The sequence below is a fragment of the Streptomyces sp. AC555_RSS877 genome (assembly GCF_019049245.1).
Classification (GTDB): domain Bacteria; phylum Actinomycetota; class Actinomycetes; order Streptomycetales; family Streptomycetaceae; genus Streptomyces.
The window spans coordinates 364,977-386,525 of sequence record NZ_JAGMUK010000054.1 but is presented as its reverse complement, the minus strand read 5'-3'; the positions used below and the strand labels follow the sequence as shown (position 1 = coordinate 386,525).

The 21,549-nt window shown below is 71.4% G+C and carries 17 protein-coding genes and 1 pseudogene; 11 read left to right on the top strand and 7 right to left on the bottom strand.

Annotated features, from left to right (window positions below):
* Positions 1 to 12 precede the first annotated feature (12 nt).
* Genes KUM49_RS25270 through KUM49_RS25260 form a run of 3 tightly spaced genes read left to right on the top strand, consistent with a single transcriptional unit; the run spans position 13 to position 3,421 of the window.
* Entirely contained in the window at positions 13 to 1,683 is a 1,671-nt protein-coding gene (locus tag KUM49_RS25270; RefSeq protein WP_217239214.1) for a histidinol-phosphatase, read from the top strand.
* Positions 1,683 to 2,531 (top strand): hypothetical protein, encoded by an 849-nt coding sequence (locus tag KUM49_RS25265; RefSeq protein WP_217239213.1) that lies wholly within the window; start codon positions 1,683 to 1,685, stop codon positions 2,529 to 2,531. The genes KUM49_RS25270 and KUM49_RS25265 overlap by 1 nt, the downstream gene beginning before the upstream one ends.
* Before the next feature lie 23 nt (positions 2,532 to 2,554).
* Complete coding sequence (locus KUM49_RS25260) at positions 2,555 to 3,421, top strand: PaaX family transcriptional regulator C-terminal domain-containing protein (protein WP_308406731.1); 867 nt, start codon at positions 2,555 to 2,557, stop codon at positions 3,419 to 3,421.
* 61 nt (positions 3,422 to 3,482) lie between these two features.
* Here KUM49_RS25260 and KUM49_RS25255 read toward each other — a convergent pair whose 3' ends face one another.
* From KUM49_RS25255 to KUM49_RS25240, 4 genes are read right to left on the bottom strand one after another with little or no spacing between them, the layout of a single operon-like run.
* A complete protein-coding gene (locus tag KUM49_RS25255) occupies positions 3,483 to 3,938 on the bottom strand; it encodes a MaoC family dehydratase (protein ID WP_217239212.1) in 456 nt (151 codons plus the stop codon).
* 28 nt (positions 3,939 to 3,966) lie between these two features.
* A complete protein-coding gene (gene menE, locus KUM49_RS25250) occupies positions 3,967 to 5,472 on the bottom strand; it encodes an o-succinylbenzoate--CoA ligase (protein ID WP_217239211.1) in 1,506 nt (501 codons plus the stop codon).
* Between the two features lie 10 nt (positions 5,473 to 5,482).
* Positions 5,483 to 6,358 (bottom strand): amidohydrolase family protein, encoded by an 876-nt coding sequence (locus tag KUM49_RS25245; RefSeq protein WP_308406735.1) that lies wholly within the window; start codon positions 6,356 to 6,358, stop codon positions 5,483 to 5,485.
* Positions 6,359 to 6,369: 11 nt separating this feature from the next.
* Entirely contained in the window at positions 6,370 to 7,287 is a 918-nt protein-coding gene (locus KUM49_RS25240) for an SDR family oxidoreductase (protein ID WP_308406729.1), read from the bottom strand.
* Positions 7,288 to 7,577: 290 nt separating this feature from the next.
* Here KUM49_RS25240 and KUM49_RS25235 point away from each other — a divergent pair, with 290 nt between their 5' ends.
* From KUM49_RS25235 to KUM49_RS25220, 4 genes are all read left to right on the top strand, one after another.
* A complete protein-coding gene (locus tag KUM49_RS25235; RefSeq protein ID WP_217239209.1) occupies positions 7,578 to 8,003 on the top strand; it encodes a MarR family winged helix-turn-helix transcriptional regulator in 426 nt (141 codons plus the stop codon).
* Between the two features lie 110 nt (positions 8,004 to 8,113).
* Positions 8,114 to 9,472 (top strand): MFS transporter, encoded by a 1,359-nt coding sequence (locus KUM49_RS25230; protein WP_308406728.1) that lies wholly within the window; start codon positions 8,114 to 8,116, stop codon positions 9,470 to 9,472.
* Positions 9,469 to 10,857, top strand: a complete 1,389-nt coding sequence (locus KUM49_RS25225) for a S9 family peptidase (protein ID WP_217239208.1) — start codon at positions 9,469 to 9,471, stop codon at positions 10,855 to 10,857. Before KUM49_RS25230 ends, KUM49_RS25225 begins: the two co-directional genes overlap by 4 nt.
* Positions 10,854 to 11,612 (top strand): IclR family transcriptional regulator, encoded by a 759-nt coding sequence (locus tag KUM49_RS25220; protein WP_217239207.1) that lies wholly within the window; start codon positions 10,854 to 10,856, stop codon positions 11,610 to 11,612. Before KUM49_RS25225 ends, KUM49_RS25220 begins: the two co-directional genes overlap by 4 nt.
* A gap of 137 nt (positions 11,613 to 11,749) precedes the next feature.
* Here the strand turns inward: KUM49_RS25220 and KUM49_RS25215 are convergent, their stop codons facing one another.
* Together KUM49_RS25215 and KUM49_RS25210 are read right to left on the bottom strand one after the other, a co-directional pair.
* Entirely contained in the window at positions 11,750 to 13,384 is a 1,635-nt protein-coding gene (locus tag KUM49_RS25215; RefSeq protein WP_217239206.1) for an MFS transporter, read from the bottom strand.
* Positions 13,385 to 14,041: 657 nt separating this feature from the next.
* Positions 14,042 to 14,689, bottom strand: coding sequence for a TetR/AcrR family transcriptional regulator (locus KUM49_RS25210; RefSeq protein ID WP_217239205.1), 648 nt, complete (start codon positions 14,687 to 14,689; stop codon positions 14,042 to 14,044).
* 367 nt (positions 14,690 to 15,056) lie between these two features.
* On the opposite strand from KUM49_RS25210, the gene KUM49_RS25205 reads away from it, so the two are divergent.
* Positions 15,057 to 16,457, top strand: a complete 1,401-nt coding sequence (locus KUM49_RS25205; RefSeq protein ID WP_217239204.1) for a glycoside hydrolase family 16 protein — start codon at positions 15,057 to 15,059, stop codon at positions 16,455 to 16,457.
* A gap of 57 nt (positions 16,458 to 16,514) precedes the next feature.
* On the opposite strand, the gene KUM49_RS25200 is transcribed toward KUM49_RS25205, so the two are convergent.
* A complete protein-coding gene (locus tag KUM49_RS25200) occupies positions 16,515 to 17,420 on the bottom strand; it encodes an AraC family transcriptional regulator (RefSeq protein WP_217239203.1) in 906 nt (301 codons plus the stop codon).
* Between the two features lie 146 nt (positions 17,421 to 17,566).
* On the opposite strand from KUM49_RS25200, the gene tkt reads away from it, so the two are divergent.
* The 3 genes and pseudogenes from tkt to KUM49_RS48565 all read left to right on the top strand — a co-directional run.
* Entirely contained in the window at positions 17,567 to 19,642 is a 2,076-nt protein-coding gene (tkt, locus tag KUM49_RS25195) for a transketolase (RefSeq protein ID WP_217239202.1), read from the top strand.
* A gap of 19 nt (positions 19,643 to 19,661) precedes the next feature.
* Positions 19,662 to 20,807 (top strand): transaldolase, encoded by a 1,146-nt coding sequence (tal, locus tag KUM49_RS25190; RefSeq protein ID WP_217239201.1) that lies wholly within the window; start codon positions 19,662 to 19,664, stop codon positions 20,805 to 20,807.
* Positions 20,804 to 21,549: pseudogene (locus KUM49_RS48565) on the top strand (glucose-6-phosphate dehydrogenase); the annotation flags it as partial. The gene tal and the pseudogene KUM49_RS48565, both read left to right, overlap by 4 nt.

Here is a 21,549-nt window from a genome sequence, read left to right as displayed (position 1 = left end):
CGAAGGATGACGATGCACGAGCAGCAGCTGCCCGGCTGGGCCGATCCGTCCGTCTCCCCCGCCGACCTCGACGCCCAGGGCGTCTCCCGACGCGGGCTCCTGCGCCGCGCGGGCCTGTTCGGCGCCGCCTTCGCCCTCGGGCCGGCGCCGACCCCCGCGCTCGCCGCGGACCAGCAGGGCTTCGGCGGCGACGACCCCCGCCTCGCCTACCTGGTCGGTGACCACCATGTGCACTCCGTCTACAGCCACGACGCCAAGTACACGTTCTCCCAGCAGGCGCGGGCCGCCGCCCAGTACGGCCTCGACTGGATGGTGTTCAACGAGCACTCGAACTTCGGGCACGCCCACCACGGCGCCGAGATGGAGCACAAGGAGATCCTCAAGGCCCGGGCCGAGAACCCTCGTCAGCTGATCTTCCAGGGTCTGGAGTGGTACATCCCGGCCGCCGAGCACTGCACGGTGTTCGCCGCGCCCGGCCCCCACGAGGTCGACCTGCTCACGCGGTTCGAGCTCGCCTTCGACGGCAAGCTGCTCAACTACACCGAGGGCTCCGCCGCCGCGACCGACACCGCACGCAACGAGGCCCACGCCGTCAAGGCCATCCGGTGGCTCGCCGAACAGCGCCGCACAGGCTACGTCGACGACGTCCTCGTCCTCGCCAACCACCCCTTGCGCCTCGGCATCGACTCCCCGCACGAGATGCGCAACTGGCGCGACGCGGCCCCCGAGATCATGATCGGCATGGAGGGCGCGCCCGGCGCCCAGGGTGCGGCGCTGCCGGGCTGGCGCGGCGCCACCTCGATCCGCGGCGAGTACGAGAACAAGCCGTCGGCGCAGTCCTGGGCGGGCTACCCGGCGGACGCGTACGTGACGTACGGCGGTTTCGACTGGGCCACCGCGACGGTCGGCGGGCTGTGGGACGCGATGCTCGCCGAGGGCAGGCTGTTCTCGATCACCACCAACTCCGACAACCACCGGACCGTCTTCGACACCTGGAAGAACGGAGACTGGCCGGCCGGGCAGAACTTCGACAACACCGGCAGGCTGCCCGACCCGGTCGACACCGACGTCCCGCAGCCCGGCAGCGACTTCTGGCCCGGCCAGTTCAGCCGCACCCACGTCGGCGTCACCCGCTACGGCTACCGCGCGGTCATGGCGGGCCTGCGCGCGGGCCGCGTCTGGCTGGACCACGGACATCTGCTCGACGGCCTCGACGCGCGGCTGAAGCGGGACCGCGACCACGGCCGGGGCGTCACCCTGGGCGGCCGGCTGCGGGTCCGCAAGGGCGAGAAGCTGACGCTGAACGTCACCGTCACCACCACCTCGCGCCCCAACTCCCAGGGAGGTCTGCCGGAGTTGGCGCACGTGGACGTGATCCGGGGCGCGGTGCGCGGCCCGGTGGCCGACCGGGACGCCTGGCGGGCACCGGACACCAAGGTCGTGCAGACGAAGGACGTGTCCGGCCGCACAGGGACGTACACCCTGCGCATCCCGGTCACCGCCGGGGACGAGTCCTTCTACCTCCGCCTCCGCGGCAGCGACGGCAACCGCAACGGCGCGGGCTACCTGGGTGCCTCCGTCGACCCGCACGGCCCGATTCCCCACGTGCCCGGAGACGGTGACCCGTGGGCCGATACGTGGTTCTATTCCAACCCCATCTTCGTCGACGTGACAGGAGCCTGATGAAACGTCAACTCGTCGCACTGGCAGGCTTATTAGGCGCCTGCGCGCTGGGCGTGGGCACGGCGTCGGCCGCCGGCGCCCCGTCCTGGGAGGAGACCGGCACGGCGTACACCGACACCCTCGGCGGCGGCCAGGGCCTCGCCAGTCGCGCGGACGGCTCACTGCTGTACCGCGGACTGGCGTCCATCCCCCTCGACCTCCGCGTCAAGGGCTGGAACCACATCGGTGACCCGGACATCGCGGGCGGGTACGTCTTCGACGCCTACCAGGGTCCCGACACCGCCACGTCGAAGATGTTCGCGGTCACCACACCGGCCAAGAAGCGCTACGAGTACGTCCACCGGCTCAGCCCGGGCGAGAAGCTGAACAACTCCTTCGCCACCGTCTCGCCCGACGGGCAGTGGCTGGTGTCGGGCGAGTGGGGCGACCAGAACAGACTCCAGGTCTTCCCCGCTCCCCTGCTCAACCCCGCCACTCCCCCCACGGGAGGCGACCTGTCGGAGGCCGGGCAGATCACGCTCGACAAACCGGTGCGCGACATCCAGGGCTGCGACTTCGTGACTCAGACCCGGCTGGTGTGCGCCTCGAACGACGCCACCGGCACGCTGTTCCCCGAGATCCGGCCGCTGCTCCAGGTCGATCTCCCCCACAAGCTGGACGGACAGGCGGTCACCGGCTCGGTGAGGAGCCTGTTCGCGCTGCCGCAGCGCAGCGTGTGCACGGGCGCGTTCGAGGCGGAGGGCGTCGATCACGACGCGAACAGCGGCACCCTGCGGGTGGAGATGATCCCGCCCGGAGTGTGCGCGGTGGCGACGGCCGTGTACGCGTACCAGCAGGTCACGGACTGACGGCGGGAGGTAACGTGGGCCGCGTGACCACCGAAGAGTCGCTGCGGCCCCAGTCCCTCATGCTGACGTTCCTGGGCGACCAGGTGCTCGGCCGGGACGTCTGTGTGTACTCGGGCAGTGTCATCGACGTGTTCGCGCGCGCCGGCGTCGGTGAGCAGGCGACACGGTCGACGCTGACCCGCATGGTGAACCGCGGTCTGCTGCGCCGGCAGCGCGAGGGCCGCCGCATGTACTTCGGCCTGACCGAGCGCTCGGCGGCGGTCCTGCGGGACGGCGGCCGGCGCATCTGGCAGACCGGCGCCGTCAACCGGCACTGGGACGGCACCTGGACCCTGCTCGGCTTCTCCCTGCCCGAGTCGTGGCAGCGGCAGCGGCACGACCTGCGCTCCCAGCTCACCTGGAGCGGCTTCGGGCCGCTGTTCAGCGGCCTGTGGATCGCGCCCGGCGAGGTCGACGTGTCGTCGCTCGTCGACGAGCTGGGCCTGTCCGCCCATGTGAAGGTCTTCCGCGCACACGCCGACGCCGGCATGGACATCGGCGCGATGATCGAGGAGACCTGGGAGCTGGCCGAACTGGCGGCGCGTTACGAGGAGTTCGTGCGGCGCTGGCAGCCGTGGGAGGCCCGGCTGCCCACCCCCGACGACGTCTCCCCGGCCTCCGGGCGGGAGGATCCCGCTCTCGCTTCGTTCGCGCTGCGGCTGCGACTGTCCACCGAGTGGCTCCAGGTGATCCGCCGCGACCCCCGCCTGCCGGTCATGCACCTGCCGGACGACTGGCCGGCGGAGGAGGCCGAGAAGACGTTCCGGACGGTCCACGACCGGCTCACCCCGCTCGCCCGGGAGTGTGCGGAACGGCTGCTCGACCTGGTCCCGGTGCGGGAGGGCGACTGAGCCCACGAGTCGGCGAGGCCGCCCGTGCGGCACGGCGGGCGCGGGCTCGGTCGCGTCGGCCTCAGGCGTAGAACCGCGACAGGCTCTGCAGCACCGCCGCCGGCTTGGTTCCGCCCTCGATCTCGATCGCCCCGTCGACGGCGACCTGCACACCGCCCGGCACGTCCTCGACCTCCGTCAGCTTCGCCACCAGCCGGATGCGCGAGCCCACCTTCACCGGCGCGGGGAAACGCACCTTGTTCAGGCCGTAGTTGACCTTCGTGGTCACGCCCTGGACGTCCAGCAGCTCGGTGAACAGCGGGATGAAGAGGGAGAGGGTGAGATATCCGTGCGCGATGGGGGCGCCGAAGGGGCCCGCCGCGGCCTTCTCCGGGTCCACGTGGATCCACTGGTGGTCGCCGGTCGCGTCGGCGAAGGTGTTGATGCGTTCCTGGGTGACCTCGATCCACTCGCTCGTGCCGAGGTCGCTGCCGGCCAGCTTCTTGAGTTCGTCGAGGCCGTTGACGGTGATGCCCATATGGCTTTCCTTAGGTGAGAGTTGAACGTCAGGAGGGGGTGCCGAAGCGCTTGCGCACCCGGGACTTGAGGAGCTTGCCGGAGGCGGTGCGCGGGAGTTCGTCCGCGATGACCACCGACTTCGGGATCTTGTACTTGGCGAGCCGGCCGGCGAGCGAGGCCAGTACCTCGTCGGGATCCGGCGAAGCACCCTCGCGCGGTACGACGACCGCGCGCGGCACCTCGCCCCACTTGTCGTCGGGCACGCCGATGACCGCGCATTCGACGATGTCCGGGTGGGCGAGGAGCAGGTCCTCGATCTCGGCGGGGTAGATGTTCTCGCCACCCGAGATGATCATGTCCTTGATGCGGTCGACGATGAAGACGTAGCCGTCCTCGTCGACGCGGGCGGCGTCCCCGCTGCGGAACCAGCCGTCCGCGAAGGAGGCGGCCGTCTCCTCGGGCAGCCCCCAGTAGCCGGGCATGACGTGCGGGCCGCGGACCACGATTTCGCCGGTCTCGTCGATGTCGACAGGAGCCAGGTCCGGCCGTACCACCCGTACGTCGCTGAAGAAGTGCGGCACCCCGGCCGAACCGGCCTTGCTCGTCGCGTGTTCGGCGTCCAGGAAGAGCGTCCCGGGAGCCGCCTCCGTCATGCCGTAGCCCTGGAGGAAGGTCAGGCCCCGCTCCTGGTAGGCGGCGATCAGGGGCGACGGCACCGGGGAGCCGCCGCAGGTGAGGATGCGCAGGGAGGACAGTTCGGCGTCCTTCCAGCGCGGATGCCGGGCCATCTGGTCGAACATCGTCGGCACGCCGAACATGAAGGTGATCCGGTGCCGTTCGACCAGGTCGAAGGTGGCGTCCGGGTCGAAGGCCTCGACCAGGACGCAGGTGCCGCCCTTGAGGAGGACCGGCAGGGTGAGCATGTTCAGGCCGGCCGTGTGGAACAACGGGGCGGAGACCAGGGCGCGTTCGTCGGCGATCAGGTCGGTGTCGACGAGGACGTTGATCGCGTTCCAGGTGAGGTTGCCGTGGGTGAGCATGGCGCCCTTGGGGCGGCCGGTCGTGCCCGAGGTGTACATGATGATGCAGGTGTCGTCGGCCGCGACCGGCTCGTCGATGGGGTCCGCGAGGGCCCCGGACAGCGCTTGTTCGTATTCGGCGCCGACCTCGACGTACGTCCGCACGTCCGAGTTGCCCGGCAGGCCGGCGACCAGCCCCTGGAACGACGGGCCGTAGACGAGGGCCTTGGCACCGGAGTCGGCCAGCTGGTAGGCGATCTCGGGGCCGGCGAGGCGGGTGTTGAGAGGGACGAAGACCGCGCCGAGGATGCCCGCCGCGAACAGGGTCTCCAGATAGGAGGGGTGATTGGGGCCGAGGTAGGCGATGCGGTCGCCGCGTCGGATGCCCCGGGCGCGCAGGGCGTGGGCGAGCCGGGTCGTGCGCGTATGCAATGTGCGGTAGTCCGTCGACTGCCCACCGTGGACCAGGGCGGTGCGGTGCGGGGTCTTGCGGGCCCGGCGTGCGGGCCACGACCCCAGTCCCTCGTTGCGCATGTCACGCCCCTTACGGTTTTGTCAGCCCGAGCAGGCGGGCGGCGTTCTCCTTGAGGATCTTCGGCCTGACCTCGTCCTTGATCGGCAGCTTCGCGAAGTCGGCGAGCCAGCGGTCGGGGGTGAGGAGCGGGAAGTCCGAGCCGAAGAGCACCTTGTCCTTGAGCAGGGTGTTGGCGTACTGCACCAGCTGCGGCGGGAAGTACTTCGGCGACCAGCCGGACAGGTCGATGTGCACGCCCGGCTTGTGGGTGGCGACCGCCAGGGCCTCGTCCTGCCAGGGGAACGACGGGTGCGCCAGGATGATCTTCATGTGCGGGAAGTCGGCCGCCACGTCGTCCACGTGCAGCGGGTTGGAGTACTTGAGCCGGATCCCGCCCCCACCGGGCACGCCGGCGCCGATACCGGTCTGGCCGGTGTGGAAGAGGGCGATGGTGCCGGTCTCCTCGATCACCTCGTAGAGGTCGTACGCCACCGAGCGGTCGTTGGGGAAGAAGCCCTGGACGCTGGGGTGGAACTTGAAGCCCCGCACCCCGTACTCCTCGACCAGGCGCCGGGCCTGCTTCACGCCCGCCTTTCCCCGGAAGGGGTCGATGGAGGCGAAGGGGAGGAGGACGTCCGCGTTGGCGGCGGCGGCCTCGGCGACCTCCTCGTTGGGCACGGGGGCCGTGCCGGTCGCGGACTCGGCGTCCACCGTGAAGATCACGGCGGCCATCTTCCGCTCCCGGTAGTACGCGGCGGTCTCCTCCAGGGTGGGCTTCCGCTTGCCCTCGACCTTGAAGTAGGCGGAGGAGGCGTCGTGCAGGTCGTCGTCCAGGGAGGAGTGGCCCTTGGAGGACACCTCCGCGTGGGTGTGGACGTCGATCGCGACGAGATCCTCGACGTCGATGGTCGTCATGGTCAGGCCTCCGGGAACTTGGGGGCCGGGATGCCGACCGTCTGGAGCTCGGCGCCGACCGACGTGGGGAAGGCGTCGGCCAGGGTCTCGGGGGTCCAGCCGCCGTCGGCGTAGGCCGCGCTGATCTCCTGCGGATGCGACCAGAGTGCCACCTTGTCGCCGCCGATGCCGATGGCCTGGCCGGTGATCGAGCGGGCTGCCTCGGAGGCGAGGAAGGGCACGAGGGCCGCGCAGTCCTCGGGCGTGCCGAAGCCCTCGCCCTTGCGGAGGAAGTCCGGCAGCGGCTCGCCGTTCTTCATGGCCTCGATGTACGGGGCGAAGGCGGGGATGGTCTCGGTCATCGCGGTGGCGGCGACCGGCACGATCGCGTTGACGGTGATGCCGGCGCGGCCGAGTTCCATGGACCAGGTGCGGGCCATGGCGGCGATACCGGCCTTGGCGGCGGCGTAGTTCGTCTGGCCGAAGTTGCCGCGCTGTCCGGCCGGGGAGCCGACCAGGATCAGGCTGCCGCCCTCGCCCTGCTCGCGCATCCGCACGGCGGCGGCGCGGGCGCAGGTGAAGGTGCCCTTGAGGTGGGTGGTGATCACCGCGTCGAAGTCCTCGTCGGTCATCTTCCACAGCACCTTGTCGCGCAGGATGCCCGCGTTGGTGACCAGGATGTCGAGCCGCCCGAACTCCTCGACGGCACGGCCCACGAGCCGGTCGGCGGCCTCGGTCGTCCCGACCGGGACCACTTCGGCGACGGCGGTGCCGCCCGCCGCGGTGATGGACTTCACGGCCTGCTCGGCCACCGCCTCGTCGATGTCGTTGACGACCACGGAGGCGCCGCGGGCGGCCAGGGCGTGCGCGTAGGCGAGGCCGAGGCCCCGGCCGCTGCCGGTGACGACGGCGGCCTTGCCGGTGAGATCGATGCTGGGCACGGGCGGGTCCCTTCACAAGGTGACACGGGTGATGCGGCCGCGGCTGTGCGGCGTACAGATCGAAGCTAAGAGCAATAATTGGTGACGTCAATAGTTGTTGCCACCCGGCCGGTGCGTCAGACTGGATGCGGCAACACCTCAACGACGGCTCAGCCCCCCGCTCAGCCACCGCACAGCAAGCCGAACCGCCCCACCCCGGGGCCTCTCCCAGGGAGCCCGTCATCGCTCGCCAGCCACGTGCCACCGACCACGCCGAAGGCCCTGCCCCGATCGACGCCGACGAGCCGTGGATGCGCGGACTGCACGCGGACACCGGCTACCTGCTGTACCGGCTGGGTCTGCGCTCCGGGCAGCTGTTCAACGGCTTCCTCCAGGAGTCCGGCCTGCGCCTGCGCCACTACGCGCTGCTCCGCCTCCTGGCCACCTCCGGCGGTGCCCTGCAGCGCGAGCTGAGCACGACCCTCGGCTACGACCCGAGCGCGATCGTCGGCCTGGTCGACGACCTGGAGAAGCTGGGCTTCGCCGAGCGCCGGCCCTCCCCGGACGACCGTCGCAGCCGGATCGTCGTCCTCACCGAGGCCGGCCGCGACTTCCTGCGCGACACCGACGAGGCCGGCCTGCGAGTGACCAACGAACTGCTCGGCCCGCTCGACGCGGCGGAGCGGGACGCGCTGCACGCACTGCTGCTGCGGATCGCGGAGGACGGACTCAATTAATGTTGTGCAAATGATTGACGGCCGCACGATGGATGCCTAACTTCACCGGGGCACCGGTGAAGTCCCCACACCGGTGACACCCCCACGCCATCGGCATCAGGGAGCTCACCGTGCAGCCACCCCACACGTCTGCCCGCCAACCGTCCCCAGAACAGCGGCAGTTGCGCCGCGTCGCCCTGTCCGGCCTGCTCGGCACGGCAGTGGAGTTCTACGACTTCCTCGTCTACGGCACGGTCGCCGCGCTGGTCTTCGGCGACCTGTTCTTCCCCGGCGCCGACCCCGCGGTCGGCACGATCGCGGCCTTCGGCACCTTCGCCGCGGGCTATGTGGCCCGCCCGCTCGGCGGCATCGTCTTCGGCCACTTCGGCGACCGCCTCGGCCGCAAGTCGATGATGCTGCTGACCATGGCCCTGATGGGCTGCGGCAGCTTCCTGATCGGCGTGCTGCCGACGTACGACATGATCGGCGTCTGGGCCCCCGTCCTCCTCGTCACCCTGCGCGTGGTGCAGGGCCTCGCGATCGGCGGCGAGTGGGGCGGCGCGACCCTGATGGTCGTCGAGCACGCCGAACGCGTCCAGGGCTCCCGGCGCGGCCTGTGGTCCAGCTTCACCCAGCTCGGCGCCCCGCTCGGCTCCGTGCTGTCGGCCGGTGTGGTCACCCTGGTCGCCGCCCTTCCCGACGACGACTTCCGCTCCTGGGGCTGGCGGGTGCCGTTCCTGCTGAGCATCCTGCTGCTGGCCGTCGGCATGTTCGTCCGCCTCAAGGTCGCGGAGAGCCCGCTGTTCGCCGAGGTGAAGCCGGAGCCGTCGGCGAAGCCCCCGATCCTTGAGGTGCTGCGGCGGCCGAAGCCGGTGCTGCTGGCCGCCTGTGTCGGGATCGGCGCGTTCACCGCGCAGTCGCTGCTGACGGGATTCATGATTTCGTATGCGGTCGACCACGGGTACAGCCGTCCACAGGTGCTCGCCGCCGTGACCATCGCCTCCTGTGTGGCCCTGCTGGTGCTGCCCGTCGCGTCCGCGCTGTCCGACCGGGTCGGCCGCCGCCCGGTGGTCCTGGCCGGCGCCCTCGCCTCCGCCGCGCTCGCCTTCCCGGTACTGGCCTTGGTCGACTCCGGCTCCCCCGGCCTGCTGATCCTCGCCCTCGTCCTCGGCCACGGCATCGCCCAGTCCACGATGTACGGCCCGCTCGGCGCCCTGCTCACCGAGATGTTCGGCACCCGCGTCCGCTACACCGGCGCCTCCCTCGGCTATCAGGCGGCCACCCTCGTCGGCGCCGGCTTCTCGCCGCTGATCGCGAGCAGTCTGCTCGCCTCGTACGGCGGCGGCAGCACCCCCGTGTCCCTGCTGCTGTGCGGCGGCGCGGCGATCACCGCGCTCACCGTCTGGCGGATGCGCGAGACCCACACCGACACGCTCGACTCCTCCCCCACCCGCACCACCACCCCCACACCGGAAAGGTCACCCCGATGAGGACCCCCACCCGCGTCGCCTTACTGACCATCGCCCTGTGCGCCACGACCTCACCGCCCGCGCAGGCACAGGCTCCGACGGACACCCACATCGAAGGCAAACTCCCTTCGGGCGCCGCCTACTTGATGGACGTGCCCGCCGACTGGAACGGCACGGTCCTCCTCTTCAGCCACGGCTACCGCCCCGCCGGGGTGCCCAACCCAGGCCAGAACTCGCCCGATTCGGACTCCGGCGGGGCCACGACCGCCCACCTCCTGGCCGAGGGCTACGCCCTCATCGGCTCCTCGTACGCGACGAACGGCTGGGCCGTCACCGACGCGGTGCCCGACCAGCTCGCCACGCTGGACCTGTTCACGCAGAAGTTCGGCCCGGCCCGGCGGACCCTCGCCTGGGGCCGGTCGTACGGCGGCCTCGTGACGACGGCCCTGGCCGAGCGGCACGCCGACCGCTTCGACGGATCGCTGTCGATGTGCGGGCTCGTGCAGGGCGGCGTCGCCAACTGGAACAGCACCCTGGATCCGGTGTTCGCGCTGAAGACCCTGCTCGCGCCGGACGCCGACATCCCGCTCACCGGGTTCGCCGACCAGGCGTCCGCCGTCGACGCGTCGAAGGCCCTCACCGCGAAGGTGGCCTCGGCCCAGCAGACACCGGCGGGCCGCGCCCGGATCGCCCTGGCCGCCGCCCTGCACAACATCCCCGGCCACAACGACCCCGCACAGAGCGAGCCCGGCCCGTCCGACTGGGACGGGCAGCAGGCCAACCAGTACGCGGCCGTCACCGGTCTCCTGAGCCGCCCCGCCTTCTCCTGGCGGCAGGAGGCGGAGAGCCGCGCCGGCGGCAACCCGTCCTGGAACACCGGCGTCGACCACACCGCCATGCTCGGGCGCTCCCCGCTGTACAAGGAGGTGACGGAGCTCTACAAGAAGGCGGGCGCGTCACTGCGGGACGACCTCACGGCCCTCGCCCGGGCACCGCGTGTCTCCGCCGACCCCGCCGCCGTACGCTGGATGCGTCAGACCAGTACCTTCACGGGCCGTCTCACCGACCCCCAGCTCAACATCCACACCACCGGCGACGCGCTGATCCCCGTACAGTCCGAGAGCGCCTACCGGCGGGCGGCCACCGCGGCCGGCGCGGGCCCGCTGCTCCGCCAGGCCTACGTCGACGGCCCCGGCCACTGCACCTTCACCACCGGCGAGATGGTCGGCGCCCTGCACACCCTGGAGCACCGACTGGACACCGGCCGCTGGGACACCTCGCCGGCCACCCTCAACTCCCGCGCCGAGCAGGCGGACCCGGCCACCCCGGGCCGCTACCTCGCGTACCGGCCGACCGCCTATCCCCGCCCCTACGACCTCGCGCACCCCGGAGACGCCCGGCCATGACCACCCGCTCCGCGCCCGACCGGCTGCTGTCCGTCCTCGCCGCGTTCGACCACGAACACCCGGCGCTGAGCCTGACGGACATCAGCCGGCGGGCCGGGCTGACCCTGACCACCGCCCACCGGCTCGTCGGCGCGCTGACCGCGTGGGGCGCCCTGGAGCGCGACGAGTCCGGCACGTACCACGTCGGCCTGCGCCTGTGGGAGGTCGCGGCGCTCGCCCCGCGCGCCCTCGCACTGCGACAGGTCGCGCTGCCGTACCTGGAGGACCTGTACGAAGCCACGCACGAGAACGTGCAGTTGGCGGTGCGCGACGGCTCGGAGGTCGTCTACATCGAGTGGATCTCCGGCCGCTCGGCGGTCGGCGTCCACATCCGCGTCGGAGCCCGCTGGCCCCTGCACGTCACCGGCGTCGGGCTCGCCCTGCTGGCCTACGGCGATCCGGACCTCCAGGAGGAGTACTGCGCCCGCCCGCTCGCCTCCTACACTCCGCACACGATCACCGACCCGAGCCGTCTGCGCCGCGTTCTGGCCGAAGTGCGCCGCTCGGGCGTCGCGGTGAGCGACCGCCAGGTCACCGAGGACGCCCTGTCGGTGGCCGCCCCGGTACGCGGCCCCGACGGGACGCTGGTCGCGGCCGTGTCCGTCGTCGTGCCCCAGGACGGCGCGCAGGTCCCGACGCTGATTCCGGCGGTGCGACTGGCGGCGCGGGGGATCTCGCGGGCGCTGGGGTGGCAGCCGGAGGGGAGCCGGCCGTAGGCGGTCGGTGGCGGACGGTCGGCGCTGCTGTCCCGCTTCCCGCGTACGTTCCCGCGCGGCCCGGGCCTCGCGGCGGCCGGTCCCCCGCCGGCGGACGGTCACGCGAGGAACGCCGGCGCCACCGGGCAGGACAACCGTCAGCGGGAGTGGGCATGTTCCTCGTCGCGGGCCGACTCCGCTGCCGTCGTCCGCGGTGCCGGCGCCTCCTGCGACGGGGGCTTTCCGGCGGATCGGAGGCCGGGCAGGACGGCGAGGACGATCATCGTTCCGGCGGCCATGATGATCCCGCCGACGAGGCTGGTCCGGGCGACGGCCTGGGCGAAGGACTCGTGGACGGCGTCGACCAGGGCCTGCGCCTGCTGAGGGCCGGCCGAGGCGCTCTGTGCCAGCTGCTCGGCGACTGCCAGACCGCCGCCCACCGAGTCCTTGGCCGTCTCCATCGCGGTGGCCGGGAGTTGGCCGCCGGCCAGGTCGGTCAGCTCGTTCCGGTAGGCGGTGCCCAGCAGCGAGCCGAGGATCGCGATGCCGAGGGAGCCGCCGAGTTCGAGGGCGGTGTCGTTGGCGCCGCCGCCGACACCCAGCTCGGCCTCGGGGAAGGAGCCCATGATGGTGTCGGTCGCCGGGGACACGCTCAGGCCGATGGCGAAGCCGAGCAGCAGCAGGGTGGGCAGGAAGTCGCCGTAGCCGGAGGCCTTGTCGACCTGGACGAGCAGGACGACGCCCACGGTGCCGATCGCCATGCCCGTGGTGACCAGCGCCTTCACTCCCAGCTTCGGGGCCAGTCGCCCGGTCGCCGCGGCGCCGGCGAAGACGGCACCGGCCAGCGGCAGCAGTCGTACGCCGGTTTGCAGGGCGTCGTAGCCGAGGACGAACTGCAGGAACTGGGTGGCGTAGTAGATCGCGCCGAAGGTGCCGAAGAAGAAGAACAGCACCGCGAGCATCGAACCGCCGAAGGGCCGCAGGGCGAACTTGCGCACGTCGAGCATGGGGTGCGGGTGGCGCAACTCCCAGGCCACGAAGGCGAGGAGGCCGACGCCGGCGACCACGGCCGCGGTGACGGGGCCGGTGCCCCAGCCGAAGTGCGGGCCCTCGATGGCGGCGTAGACCAGGGAGCCGACCGAGACGATCGAGAGCAGCCCGCCGACGTAGTCGATACGGCCCATCCCCTCAGCCCTGGACGGCGGGACGAGGGCGAGCGCACCGAAGACGGCGACGACCGCGATGGGGACGTTGATCAGGAAGGTGGAGCTCCAGGCGTGGTCCTCCAGCAGCCAGCCGGCGACCACGGGGCCGACGGCGATGGCGAGGCCGGAGGTGGCGGTCCAGGCCGTGATGGCCTTGGCGCGCTCGGCCCGCGGGAAGGTCGCGACCAGCAGGGACAGCGTGGCCGGCATGACGACGGCGGCGCCGACGCCCATGATCGCGCGGGCGGTGATGACCAGCTCGGTCCGGTCGACCAGACTGCCCATCACCGAACCGCCGGCGAAGACCAGCAGGCCGGCGATCAGGGCGCCACGGCGGCTGTACTTGTCGCCGATCGAGCCCAGGACGAGCATCAGCGCGGCGTACGGGACGGTGTAGCCGTCGATGACCCACTGCAGGTCGCTGCTGCTCAGGCCCAGGGCCTTCGTCATGTCCGGTGCGGCCACGATCAGGGACGTGTTGGCCATGACGACGATCAGCAGGCTCAGACACAGGACGAGCAGGGCCCACCAGCGCCGCTCGTAGGGGCCGGTCATCTTCTCGACAGGTGTGCGGGCGGGCAAGTGCATCGGAAGCTCCTGGAGGACGAGATTAGTTGCCCATCAATGTGCAGACTGGGTTCACTGCTCAGCGCTGTGCAAACATCTCGGCCGCAGGCCTTCCTGACGCCCGTCGCGCTGCCCCGGCGCGCGCGTCTCCGGCACCCGCGTCCCGGAAGCGGGACGGCGGGGACCTGATGGCATTCCCGACAGCGGCCTCGTGGCAGTCACCGAGGCCGGAGGGGCATGTCGCACCGTTCACCTCCACTTCGCGGGCCGGGCAGCGCTTGTCGAGTACTCACCGCGGAGATCACGGAGGAGGAGTACTCACCACGGAGACCGCGGGGCCGAGGACCCACCGCCGAGACCGCGGGGCCGAGGACCCACCGCCGAGACCGCGGGGCCGAGGACCCACCGCCGAGACCGCGGAGGTTCCCGGGGCGATACGACCGGCGCTCGCCCTCACCCGTAAGCCGCTCCCGGGGGCCGCGGGTACCCTGCCGCGGTCCGTCCTCACCTCTTACCCGCCCGGCGACCGCCGCCCCGCCCTTACCCGCCGCATCAGCTCATCGACCTCACCAGGCCTGACCGGCCTCGCCGGCCTCCGGTCTCACCGGCCAGGACTTCTCGACGAGGTGGTCGCCCCACTCTCGCCGGGCCGACGGCGGTACGGCCGCGGGCGCCCGGTCAGGCGTCGGCAGCGGGCTGCGCGTCCTTGGCCGACGCGACGTCGTCGACCACCGCACGCGCCCGTTCCCGGGCCACGCCGGCCGCGATGAGCGTGGCGACGGCGACCCGGGTGCCGTCGTCCTCCAGCGCCCCGGTGTTGACCTCCTCCAGCAGGGCGAGGGTCATCGCCTCCAGGCCGGCGCTCAGCACGGCGGGCGGCAGGTGGGTGTGGAAGACGCCGTCCCGCTGGCCCCGGTCGAGGATGGCGGCGACCTCCGCGCGGGCCGGCGTCAGGATCTCCGCGACACGCTCCGCGCCCAGATCGTGCCGGGCGAGGGCCAGGAGCATCCGGTAGCGGTCGCCCACGGGCCACATCGCGAACACGAAGTACGCGAGGGCCCGCTCGGCCGGCTCGGCCGGCCGCGCGCCGCTGACGACCGCGTCCCGAAGGGTCTCGCACGCCTCCTCGGCGAGGGCCTCCAGCAGCGCGGCGCGGCCGGGGAAGTGTCCGAAGAGGGTGCGCCGTACGACACCGGAGGCGCGCGCCAGCTCCTCCAGGGTGATGTCCGGGTTCCGCCCGAGCTCCTGGCGGGCCGTGGCCAGGATCCGCGCCCGGTTGGACCGCGCGTTGCGTCGCAGCGGCTCGCGGGCGGCGGACTTGGTCACGGCGACAACCTCGGTCTGATCAGTACGGGGGCGACGGTACGGGCGCGACAGGTACGGGAGAGCAGCTACGGGTGCTGTGGCGCAGGGACTGACGGCGCAGCCATTCTGGCACGGAGGCCTCTGCACGGCAGCCGGTGCCCGGCCACGGCGTGGTCCGGTCGGCGCCGCCCCGGGGCGCGCTTCAGCCCATTCGAGACTTCATCGGGTTAACTCACCTGGGGCAAAAGGACTTTCACTGTTACACCTCTTGACGGCCGGAGTGGCCGAGAGCACATTGGGCGCACTTTGAGAGCGCTCTCAGAGGGCTCTCGAAGTGTCTCCAAGGCACCCGCGCACCCCACTCCGTACCGCGAGAGGCACCCCCACCATGAGTGAACCCTCCGGCATGTCCCGCAGACGGCGCCCCCTGCGCCGCGCTCTCGTCGCCGTCGTCAGCACGCTGGGTCTGGCGGCGGCCGCCGCCACGGCCGCCTCACCCTCCGCGAGCGCCTCCGCGCCCACGCCCCCGGCGGGCTGGTCGCAGGTATTCCTCGACGACTTCACCGGCCCCGCGGGCACCGGCGTCAACACCTCCAACTGGCAGTACGCCACCGGGACCTCGTATCCCGGCGGGCCCGCCAACTGGGGCACCGGCGAGGTCGAGACGATGACGAACAGCACGAACAACGTCTCGCTCGACGGCAACGGCAACCTGCGCATCACCCCGCTGCGCAACGCCGCCGGCGGCTGGACCTCGGGCCGCATCGAGACCAACCGCACCGACTTCCAGCCCCCGTCGGGCGGCAAACTGCGCGTCGAGGCCCGCATCCAGATGCCGAACGTCACCGGCACCGCCGCCGAGGGCTACTGGCCCGCGTTCTGGATGCTGGGCGCGCCCTACCGGGGCAACTACCAGAACTGGCCGAGCGTCGGTGAGCTGGACATCATGGAGAACGTCCAGGGCCGCAACACGGTGTGGGCCACGATGCACTGCGGCACCAATCCGGGCGGCCCGTGCAACGAGACGACCGGCCTGGGCGGCTCGACCGCGTGTCCGGGCACGACCTGCCAGTCCGGCTTCCACACCTACTCGATGGAGTGGGACCGCTCGGCGAGCCCGGAAGCCATCCGCTTCTCCGTCGACGGCGTCACCTTCCACACCGTCACCGCCAACCAGGTCGACGCGACGACGTGGGCCAACGCCACCAACCACGGCTTCTTCATCATCCTGAACGTGGCGATGGGCGGCGCCTTCCCCGACGCGTTCGGCGGCGGCCTGGACGGCGACACCCGCTCCGGCGTCCCCATGGTCGTCGACTACGTCCAGGTGCTGTCGGCCGCCGGGGGCGGATCCACCACTCCCCCGCCGACCGGCAACCGTGACGCCTACAGCGCCATCCAGGCCGAGTCCCACGACAGTCAGTCCGGCACCTTCACCGAGACCACCTCCGACACCGGCGGCGGCCAGAACATCGGCTCACTCGCAAGCGGCGACTGGGCGCTCTACCGGGGCGTCAACTTCGGCTCCACGGCGGCCACCCAGTTCGTGGCCCGCGTGGCGAGCGGTGCGGCGGGCGGGGTCAGCGGTCTGGTCGAGGTCCGACTGGACTCCCGTACCAGCACACCCGTCGGCAGCTTCTCGCTGGCCAACACGGGCGGCTGGCAGTCGTGGCGGACGGTCCCCGCGAACATGAGCGCGGTCACCGGCACCCACGACGTCTACCTGACGTTCACGAGCGGCCAGCCGGCGGACTTCGTGAACGTGAACTGGTTCACCTTCGGCCGCTGATCCGCGGTCCGCTTCCCGACACGGGGCCCCACGCGCGCGTGGGGCCCCGTTGCCGTGTCAGCGCAGCTCCGCCCGGAACGCCGCCGGCGTCATCTCCGTGTGCTGCTGGAAGAACTTGGAGAAGTTCGCCGCGTCCGGAAAACCGACCGCCGCCCCGACCCGGCCGATCGGCAGCTCGGTGTGGGCCAGGAGTCGTTTGGCCTCCAGGATCACGCGTTTGTCGATGAAGCCCTTGGGGGTCTGGCCGGTGGCGGCGCGGACCGCGCGCACGAGGGTGCGGCGGGAGTAACCGAGGGCGTCGGCGTAGGCGCTGACGCTGTGGTTGGTGGCGAAGCCCTTCTCCACGGCGTTCCGGAAGAGGGTGAAGGTCGTGTCGTCCTGCCGCCGGGACGCCTCCGCGGAGCTCGCCGCGAGGTGGGCAAGGCGCAGCAGGAACGCGGTCAGCGAGTGGCGCAGTACCGAGGTGTGCAGGCCGGCCGGGAGGGTGCCGGTGTCCTCGTACTCGCGTTGCAGCTGGGCGAGGGCGGCCCTGAGGGCGGCGAGCTGGGGTTCGTCGGGGCGCAGCAAGGGCGGCAGATCGTAGCGGTACAGGCCGGTGGCCTCGACGGTGGCGCGGGGCAGGAAGCCGGGCTGCATGGTCAGGACGGTTCCGCGGTACTCGCTGCTCGGCGAGAAGCGGTGGACCTGCCCCGGGCGGATCCACAGCAGGTCGCCGGCCGTCGCCTCGTACTCCGCGAAGTCGATCATGTGGCGTACGGGGCCGTCGCCGAAGAGCATGACGACGTGGAAGTCGATGCGGTGGACGCGTTCCAGTGGCGCGTCCGCGTGCCAGGTGCGGCCGGTGCCCATCGGTCCGACTTGCATGCCGACACCGCCGACGCTCAGTTCGACCGGGAAGGGGAAGGTTCTGATCCCGTCCGCGCGACCGTCGCCGTCTCCGCCTTGGATGGTTCTGTCCGCCATGTCCTTCTCGTGCCGCCTCGGTCGAGCCGTCCGTGTCCCACTTTCACCACAGGCTGGCACACGCCGACCTTCCCTCGTAAAAGTCAGACTTTTAAGTTTGAACGCGACCGACCAGCCGATCCGCTCCGATCGAGGATTTCTTGAAGATGAGCACGCAGACACCGGACCGCTTCGAATGGACCGAACTCGACCGGCGTGCCGTCGACACCGCCCGTGTCCTGGCGGCCGATGCCGTGCAGCGGGTGGGGAACGGGCACCCGGGCACCGCGATGAGTCTGGCTCCGGCGGCGTACACGATCTTTCAGAAGGTGATGCGTCACGATCCGGCGGACCCGGAGTGGACGGGCCGTGACCGCTTCGTTCTGTCCCCCGGGCACACCTCGCTCACCCTGTACACCCAGCTCTTCCTCGCCGGGTACGAGCTGGAGCTCGACGACCTCAAGGCCTTCCGGACCCACGGTTCGAAGACGCCCGGTCACCCCGAGTACGGCCACACCGCCGGCGTCGAGACCACCACCGGTCCGCTCGGTCAGGGGGTCGCCAACGCGGTGGGCATGGCGATGGCCGCCCGCTACGAGCGCGGCCTGTTCGACCCGGACGCCCCCGAGGGCGAGTCCCCGTTCGACCACACCATCTGGGCGATCGTCTCCGACGGCGACCTGGAGGAGGGCATCTCCGCCGAGGCCTCCTCGCTGGCCGGCCACCAGAAGCTCGGCAACCTCGTCTTCCTCTACGACGACAACCACATCTCCATCGAGGGCGACACGGCGACCGCGTTCTCCGAGGACGTGCTGGGGCGGTACGAGGCGTACGGCTGGCACGTGCAGCGGATCGAGCCCGGCGCCGACGGCGACATCGACGTGCACGCGCTGCACGCGGCTCTCACGTCCGCCCAGGCCGAGACCGGGCGGCCCTCGATCATCGCGATGCGCACGATCATCGCCTGGCCGGCGCCGAACGCGCAGAACACCGAAGCCGCGCACGGCTCGGCGCTGGGCGAGGACGAGGTCGCCGCCACCAAGCGACTGCTGGGCTTCGACCCGGAGCGGTCCTTCGAGGTGGCGGACGAGGTGCTCGCCCACTCCCGCCGGGCCCTGGACCGGGGCGCCGAGGCGCACGCCGCCTGGGACAAGCGGATCGACAAGTGGCGCGGCGCCCAGCCCGAGCGCGCGAGGCTTTTCGACCGGGTCGTCGCGGGTCAGCTGCCCGAGCGCTGGGAGGACGCGCTGCCGGTCTTCGAGGCGGGCCAGTCCCTCGCGACCCGCGCCGCGTCCGGCAAGGTGCTCCAGGCGCTGGGTGCGGTGATCCCGGAGCTGTGGGGCGGCTCGGCCGACCTGGCCGGCTCCAACAACACCACCATCGACAAGACGTCGTCGTTCCTCCCGGCGGACAACCCGCTGCCGGAGGCCGACCCGTACGGCCGCACGATCCACTTCGGTATCCGCGAGCACTCCATGGCCGCGGAGATGAACGGTATCGCCCTGCACGGCAACACCCGCATCTACGGCGGCACGTTCCTCGTCTTCTCCGACTACATGCGCAACGCCGTACGCCTGTCCGCGCTGATGCAGCTGCCCGTGACGTACGTGTGGACGCACGACTCCATCGGCCTGGGCGAGGACGGCCCCACCCACCAGCCCGTCGAGCACCTCGCGTCCCTGCGCGCCATCCCGGGCCTGAACGTGGTCCGCCCGGCCGACGCCAACGAGACCGCGATCGCCTGGGCCGAGATCCTCAAGCGGCACGCCACCGACCCCGCCCCGCACGGCCTCGCGCTCACCCGCCAGGGCGTGCCGACGTACACGCCGAACCCGGATGCGGCTCGCGGCGGTTACGTGCTGTTCGAGGCCTCCACGGGAACGCCCGAGGTGATCCTGATCGGCACCGGCTCCGAGGTCCAGCTCGCCGTCGCCGCGCGGGAGCGGCTGGAGGCCGAGGGGGTCGGCACCCGCGTGGTGTCGATGCCGTCCGTGGAGTGGTTCGAGGAGCAGCCGCGGGAGTACCGCGAGAGCGTCCTGCCGCCGTCCGTGAAGGCCCGCGTTGCGGTCGAGGCCGGCATCGGCCTGACGTGGTACCGGTTCGTGGGTGACGCGGGACGCATCGTCTCCCTCGAACACTTCGGCGCCTCCGCCGACGCGAGGACCCTGTTCGCCGCATACGGCTTCACCGCCGAGAACGTCGCCGCAGCGGCCCGCGCATCGCTCACTGCCGCGCGTGGTTGATCCGATCGCCCGAAAGAAGATGATCAAAGTGACCGAAGCGACCGCGACCGCGGGAGCACTCAGGCGCCTGTCCGAAGAGGGCGTCTCCATCTGGCTCGACGACCTGTCACGCAGGCGGATCGAGTCCGGAAACCTCGCCGAACTCGTCGCCGGCAAGCACGTGGTGGGCGTCACCACCAACCCGTCGATCTTCCAGGCCGCCATCGGTTCCGGGGAGGGGTACGAGGAGCAGCTGACCGACCTCGCGGTGCGGGGCGTCACGGTGGATGAGGCCGTCCGTATGCTGACGACCGCCGACGTGCGGGCCGCAGCCGACATCCTGGATCCTGTGTACAAGACGACCGGCGGCCGCGACGGCCGGGTCTCCATCGAGGTCGACCCGCGCCTCGCCCACGACACGGCGGCGACCATCGCCGAGGCCGGGCAGCTGGCCTGGCTGGTGGACCGTCCGAACGTCATGATCAAGATCCCGGCGACGAAGGCGGGCCTGCCGGCCATCACCGAGGTCGTCGGCGCCGGCATCAGCGTCAACGTCACGCTGATCTTCTCCCTGGAGCGCTACCGCGAGGTGATGGACGCCTACCTCGCCGGTCTGGAGAAGGCACAGTCCAAGGGCCTGGACCTGTCCGGGATCCACTCCGTCGCCTCCTTCTTCGTCTCCCGGGTCGACGCCGAGATCGACAAGCGGCTGACGGTGCTCGGCACGGCGGAAGCGCTGTCCCTCAAGGGCCGTGCCGCCCTCGCCAACGCCCGGCTCGCCTACGAGGCGTACGAGGCCGTCTTCACCGGTGGGCGCTGGACGGCCCTGGCCGGTGCCAAGGCCAACAAGCAGCGTCCGCTGTGGGCGTCGACCGGCGTGAAGGATCCCGCGTACAAGGACACGCTGTACGTCGACGAGCTGGTGGCGCCCGGCACGGTCAACACGATGCCGGAGGCCACGCTGAACGCCACCGCCGACCACGGCCTGATCACCGGCGACACCGTCACCGGCGGCTACGAGCAGGCCCGCGCCGACCTGGCCGCCGTGGAGCGCCTCGGGATCTCCTACGACCAGGTCGTGCAGCAACTGGAGGACGAGGGCGTCGCCAAGTTCGAGGTGGCCTGGCAGGACCTGCTGGACGCCGTGACGAAGTCCCTGAACAGCAAGGGGGTTGACGGGGAATGAGCGAGGAACTTCCCGAGACGACGGCTCAGGAAACGGCGAAGGCCGAGGAGACCGAGCCGGAGGTGACCGTCCCGGTCCTCCCCGCGGCCGACTGGTCCAACCCCCTGCGCCACCCACAGGACCGCCGCCTCCCCCGGATCGCGGGCCCGTCCGGTCTCGTCATCTTCGGCGTCACCGGCGACCTGTCCCGCAAGAAGCTGATGCCGGCGGTCTACGACCTCGCCAACCGCGGTCTGCTGCCGCCGGGCTTCTCGCTCCTCGGGTTCGCCCGCCGGGACTGGGAGGACCAGGACTTCGCGCAGGTCGTGCACGACGCGGTCCGCGAGCACGCGCGCACCCCGTTCCGCGAGGAGGTCTGGCAGCAGCTCGCCGAAGGCATGCGGTTCATCCCGGGCGACTTCGACGACGACATGGCCTTCAAGCAGCTGCGGTCGGCCGTCGACGAGTTGGACGCCTCCCGCGGGACCAGCGGCAACTACGCCTTCTACCTGTCCGTACCGCCGAAGTTCTTCCCCAAGGTCGTCCGCCAGCTGAAGAAGCACGGGCTGGCCGACGCCCCCGAGGGTTCCTGGCGGCGCGCGGTCATCGAGAAGCCGTTCGGCCGCGACCTGAAGAGCGCGCGTGAGCTGAACGCGCTCGTGCACGACGTGTTCGAGCCGGACCAGGTCTTCCGCATCGACCACTACCTCGGCAAGGAGACCGTCCAGAACATCCTGGCGCTCCGCTTCGCCAACCAGATGTA

What these genes read in the sequence shown, in the direction of transcription:
- KUM49_RS25270 (WP_217239214.1), top strand. Translation starts at nt 13, where the DNA reads ATGCACGAGCAGCAGCTGCCCGGCTGGGCCGATCCGTCCGTCTCCCCC.
- KUM49_RS25265 (WP_217239213.1), top strand. Translation starts at nt 1,683, where the DNA reads ATGAAACGTCAACTCGTCGCACTGGCAGGCTTATTAGGCGCCTGCGCG.
- KUM49_RS25255 (WP_217239212.1), bottom strand. Translation starts at nt 3,938, where the DNA reads ATGGGCATCACCGTCAACGGCCTCGACGAACTCAAGAAGCTGGCCGGC.
- menE (WP_217239211.1), bottom strand. Translation starts at nt 5,472, where the DNA reads ATGCGCAACGAGGGACTGGGGTCGTGGCCCGCACGCCGGGCCCGCAAG.
- KUM49_RS25235 (WP_217239209.1), top strand. Translation starts at nt 7,578, where the DNA reads ATGCGCGGACTGCACGCGGACACCGGCTACCTGCTGTACCGGCTGGGT.
- KUM49_RS25225 (WP_217239208.1), top strand. Translation starts at nt 9,469, where the DNA reads ATGAGGACCCCCACCCGCGTCGCCTTACTGACCATCGCCCTGTGCGCC.
- KUM49_RS25220 (WP_217239207.1), top strand. Translation starts at nt 10,854, where the DNA reads ATGACCACCCGCTCCGCGCCCGACCGGCTGCTGTCCGTCCTCGCCGCG.
- KUM49_RS25215 (WP_217239206.1), bottom strand. Translation starts at nt 13,384, where the DNA reads ATGCACTTGCCCGCCCGCACACCTGTCGAGAAGATGACCGGCCCCTAC.
- KUM49_RS25205 (WP_217239204.1), top strand. Translation starts at nt 15,057, where the DNA reads ATGAGTGAACCCTCCGGCATGTCCCGCAGACGGCGCCCCCTGCGCCGC.
- KUM49_RS25200 (WP_217239203.1), bottom strand. Translation starts at nt 17,420, where the DNA reads ATGGCGGACAGAACCATCCAAGGCGGAGACGGCGACGGTCGCGCGGAC.
- tkt (WP_217239202.1), top strand. Translation starts at nt 17,567, where the DNA reads ATGAGCACGCAGACACCGGACCGCTTCGAATGGACCGAACTCGACCGG.
- tal (WP_217239201.1), top strand. Translation starts at nt 19,662, where the DNA reads ATGATCAAAGTGACCGAAGCGACCGCGACCGCGGGAGCACTCAGGCGC.